Below are 3,891 nucleotides of genomic sequence, written 5' to 3' on the forward strand. Positions count from 1 at the left end.
GGTTGTTCTTCGTACGGCGGGACAGCACCTGCATGACCCGCTCGATCTCCTTCTCGCGCCCGATGACCGGGTCGAGCTTGGACTCACGAGCGGCCTGGGTGAGATTCCGGCCGAACTGGTCCAGGACGAGCGAGGTCGAGGGGGTGCCCTCGGCCGGGCCGCCGGCGGTGGCGGCTTCCTTGCCCTGGTAGCCCGACAGCAGCTGGATGACCTGCTGGCGGACACGGTTGAGGTCTGCGCCCAGCTTGACCAGGACCTGGGCGGCGACGCCCTCGCCCTCACGGATCAGGCCGAGCAGGATGTGCTCCGTGCCGATGTAGTTGTGGCCCAGCTGAAGAGCCTCGCGGAGCGACAGCTCCAGGACCTTCTTGGCACGGGGAGTGAAGGGGATGTGGCCCGAGGGCGCCTGCTGGCCCTGGCCGATGATCTCCTCCACCTGCTGGCGGACCGCCTCGAGCGAAATCCCGAGGCTCTCCAGGGCCTTAGCGGCGACACCTTCACCCTCGTGGATCAGGCCCAGGAGGATGTGCTCGGTGCCGATGTAGTTGTGGTTGAGCATCCGGGCTTCTTCCTGAGCCAGGACGACAACCCGCCGCGCGCGGTCGGTGAACCTCTCGAACATCGTTAATCGCTCCTCAGAGCGGTCAGGCAGTAAGGGGACGCTCCCCTCCCTGTCCTTCCGCAGCTTAGTCCCGCAAGCGGGGACCGCTCATTCCAACTGCCGACACCGTCCTTGGCCTCCTGACCCCGAACGCCGACATCTGCTCCAACCCGATGGTGCGAGACGATGTTCCCGCAGGCCAGGCAGTTACCCCACTCGCCAGTACGCCCATGGCGAACGTGGAATGACCCGTCCTGCGTGTCGCCCCCTCCCACTAGGGATGTCTTACCCGTAAGCACCGAGACTCCATGCCGCGCGCACCGGTTCCCTCCGCTACGGGCGAACATCCTTGCGCCGCCACGCACCCCCGAGCGCCCCCTCTTCCGGCACGGTGTGCGATCACTCCTCCACCCAGCGTAACTTGCGAACGAGTGCGGCTGTTGCTCCTTGCATGGTCCGCCCCTCACCCGACCGCCGCCCCTCACTCGCTTCTGCCGGGGCGCCCCCGCCTCGCAGGCCTATCGATACCGGCGACGAGGTGCGGGAGTGGTACGAGAGCGGACTGGGCTGGGCGACCGCGCCCGGCGAGCCGGTGCGGCTGATCACGGGAGTGCGCTTCGACGTCCTGGAGGTCCCTGCGGAGGCCGGGCTCGCCGCACTGCGGCACCTGGGACCGGCGTCCCCGGTGGCGCTGCACGCGGGGCGGATGCGGCTGCTGGTGGCCGCGGGCAGCGCGGAGGAGCTGCCGGGGCTGCTCGACTGGCTGGAGTGGGGCGATCTCGCCCTGGACCTCACGGTGACCGGTGTGGGCGGGAACGTCGAGGCGCCCCTGCCGCCACAACGGGCTTCGGTCGCGGCACCCGAGGGTCCGGCCTGCATCCCGGGACCCCTGCCGCTTCCCCTGGGCCGGGTCGGTTCCATCGGTTCGCAGGGGGCCGCCGTCTGGCTGCGGCCCCCTGAGCCGGGGTTCGAGGTCGAATCCCAGTTGCCGACACTGTCGGCCTTGGGGAGCGATGGGGGCGCCCCCGATCTCGTGCGGCTGGTCGACACGATGGCGACACAGTGCCACCGGGTCCGACTGCGACGCACGTGCGCTCAGGCGTTCGCCTTCTCGTAGGCCTCGCGAATGGACGCGGGAACACGGCCACGGTCGTTGACCTCGTAACCGTTCTCCTTCGCCCAGGCACGGATCTGCGCGGTGTCCTGGCTGCCGGCGGAAGCGGCGCGGGCCTTGCCGCGACCGCCCGACGCACGACCGCCGGTACGACGACCGCCCTTCAGATAGGGGTCGAGAAGGCCACGGAGCTTGTCCGCGTTGGCAGTCGTGAGATCGATCTCGTACGTCTTGCCGTCCAGCGCAAACGTCACGGTCTCGTCCGCCTCGCCGCCGTCGAGGTCATCGACAAGAAGGACCTGAACCTTCTGTGCCACCGGATTTCCTTTCATCGATAACTTCAGGGGCCGGAGGTCTGCGGCCTGCGCCCGCTTGTTTCGCGTCCCCTGTTATATGCAGTACTGCAGTACGCCGGAAAGCAAACCGCTTTTGCTGGAAAAACACAAACCCTTGTGAGAGACCGAGGGGTAGCCGGGAGGCCGGAAACGTGCGCGTTTCGGACATAGGGAACGCGGGCAAGGCTGTCGACTGATGGCCGGCGAATACTTCGGAGGCGATCTGTCAGCGATCACAGATGCAGAAGCATCCGGCTGTTGCCCAAGGTGTTCGGTTTCACTCGTTCGAGACCGAGGAACTCCGCTACGCCCTCGTCATAGGAACGCATCAGCTCGGCGTAGACATCTGTATCGACGGGGGTCTCGCCGATCTCGACGAACCCGTGCCCGGCGAAGAAGTCCACTTCGAAGGTCAGGCAGAAAACGCGGCGAACCCCGAGCCAGCGGGCGGTCTGCAGCAACTTCTCCAGCAACTGGCGCCCGACGCCGAGCCCCTTGGCCTCCGGCGTCACCGCGAGAGTGCGGACTTCCGCGAGATCTTCCCACATGACATGCAGGGCACCGCAGCCCACGACCTCGCCGTTGTCGTCGCGTTCCGCCACCCAGAACTCCTGGATGTCCTCGTAAAGCGTGACCGTCGCTTTGTCGAGCAAGATGCCTCGCCGGACGTAGGCGTCGAGCAGGCGACGCACCGCCGGGACATCGCTCGTCCTGGCCCGTCGGACGGTGAGGGCTTTTGCGGCGGTTTCCGGACTCTGTGCTGGCATGAGTGGACGCTATCGCCCGGTGCGATCCTCGGCCGAGGCGGGGTTCTTCTCGTCGGGCTTCTCCGCGGGGTTCTCCTGCGGCTTCCCGCCGGAGTTCGTAGCCGGCTGTTCGGAGGGTGCGCCTGATTCGGGGGAATCGGCCCCCGGTGCAACCTCAGTTTCACCGGCCCCGGACTCCTGGACACCCTGCGGTCCCTGGACGATTCGTACGGCGTCACGCAGAGCCTGCCGCTGTTCGTCGCTCATCATCCCGAAGAAGGCGACGAGCGCGGCCGCGGGGTTGTCGCTCTGCGCCCAGGCATCGTTCATCAGTGCGGCCGCGTAGGCGGCGCGGGTGGAGACCGCCTCATATCGATAGGCCCGGCCTTCCGCCTCGCGGCGGACCCAGCCCTTCTGATGGAGATTGTCCAAAACGGTCATCACGGTGGTGTACGCGATGGACCGTTCCTGCTGAAGATCTTCCAGGACTTCTCGAACGGTCACCGGGCGGTTCCACTTCCACACCCGCGTCATGACCGCGTCTTCGAGTTCTCCCAATGGCCGGGGCACGCTCAGCACAATAGTGGGAGATCCCACCCATGGCCTGTTGAACGTGCACTTTCATGATGAATGGCGACAAAAAGGGCGCACGACTCGAAAAGCGTGTGAGTCGTGCGCCGGGTGCGCGAGTACCGGTGGAGGCCCTTCGGGGTCAGGCCCCAGCGTCCGGGGAGGACGGGCGGGTGCCCTCGGAGCGCGCGAGGGCGGCGTCGACGGCCGCGTCCTCCTTGGCCTTGTTGGCGCCACCCTGGGTCTTCACGATCACCCGGATCAGCCCGATGAAGAACACGGCCATGACGACCGGGGGCAAGAGCGCGGAGACGTAGTCCATGGATCCAGAGTAGCCAGGGCCCACCCGAGGGGTCCCCTCGGGTGGGCGTTACCGGATCGGGGCGGGCGTCGCGGGGACGGCGCGGGTACGGCGCCGTCCGGCGTCGGGTCAGACCGCGGCGAGCCGCTGCGCGGAGCGCGCGGGAGGGGCCGGTTTCCGCTTCGGGGGGAAGACCTCGCCGGGGGTGGGGATGGGGCGCGAAG

Annotated in this window: 6 protein-coding genes; 1 reads left to right on the forward strand and 5 read right to left on the reverse strand. The window is 67.6% G+C overall.

Annotated features, from left to right (window positions below; all coding sequences use genetic code 11):
- Positions 1-622 (reverse strand): Clp protease N-terminal domain-containing protein (locus tag BIV24_RS30825; protein WP_281247792.1); only part of this gene is annotated, 622 nt, incomplete at its 3' end.
- Positions 623-1,052: 430 nt separating this feature from the next.
- Here BIV24_RS30825 and BIV24_RS30830 point away from each other — a divergent pair.
- Entirely contained in the window at positions 1,053-1,718 is a 666-nt protein-coding gene (locus BIV24_RS30830; RefSeq protein WP_071369757.1) for an SCO3374 family protein, read from the forward strand.
- On the opposite strand, the gene BIV24_RS30835 is transcribed toward BIV24_RS30830, so the two are convergent.
- The 4 genes from BIV24_RS30835 to BIV24_RS30850 all read right to left on the reverse strand — a co-directional run bounded on the left by BIV24_RS30835 (position 1,697) and on the right by BIV24_RS30850 (position 3,688).
- Entirely contained in the window at positions 1,697-2,032 is a 336-nt protein-coding gene (locus BIV24_RS30835; RefSeq protein ID WP_071369758.1) for a histone-like nucleoid-structuring protein Lsr2, read from the reverse strand. The two genes, BIV24_RS30830 and BIV24_RS30835, sit on opposite strands and share 22 nt — an antisense overlap.
- A 251-nt stretch (positions 2,033-2,283) precedes the next feature.
- Positions 2,284-2,817 (reverse strand): amino-acid N-acetyltransferase, encoded by a 534-nt coding sequence (locus BIV24_RS30840; RefSeq protein WP_079168676.1) that lies wholly within the window; start codon positions 2,815-2,817, stop codon positions 2,284-2,286.
- A 9-nt stretch (positions 2,818-2,826) separates the two neighbouring features.
- Positions 2,827-3,330 carry a BlaI/MecI/CopY family transcriptional regulator gene (locus tag BIV24_RS30845; RefSeq protein WP_245767024.1) on the reverse strand — a complete coding sequence of 168 codons (504 nt, stop codon included), beginning with the start codon at positions 3,328-3,330 and terminating at the stop codon, positions 2,827-2,829.
- 178 nt (positions 3,331-3,508) lie between these two features.
- Positions 3,509-3,688 (reverse strand): hypothetical protein, encoded by a 180-nt coding sequence (locus BIV24_RS30850; RefSeq protein WP_071369760.1) that lies wholly within the window; start codon positions 3,686-3,688, stop codon positions 3,509-3,511.
- Positions 3,689-3,891 lie beyond the last annotated feature (203 nt).

The sequence above is a fragment of the Streptomyces colonosanans genome (assembly GCF_001866645.1).
GTDB lineage: Bacteria > Actinomycetota > Actinomycetes > Streptomycetales > Streptomycetaceae > Streptomyces > Streptomyces colonosanans.

Excerpts from the sequence above, each read along its gene's own strand:
- BIV24_RS30830 (WP_071369757.1), top strand. The coding sequence starts at position 1,053 with ATGGTCCGCCCCTCACCCGACCGCCGCCCCTCACTCGCTTCTGCCGGG.
- BIV24_RS30840 (WP_079168676.1), bottom strand. The coding sequence starts at position 2,817 with ATGCCAGCACAGAGTCCGGAAACCGCCGCAAAAGCCCTCACCGTCCGA.
- BIV24_RS30845 (WP_245767024.1), bottom strand. The coding sequence starts at position 3,330 with ATGACGCGGGTGTGGAAGTGGAACCGCCCGGTGACCGTTCGAGAAGTC.
- BIV24_RS30850 (WP_071369760.1), bottom strand. The coding sequence starts at position 3,688 with ATGGACTACGTCTCCGCGCTCTTGCCCCCGGTCGTCATGGCCGTGTTC.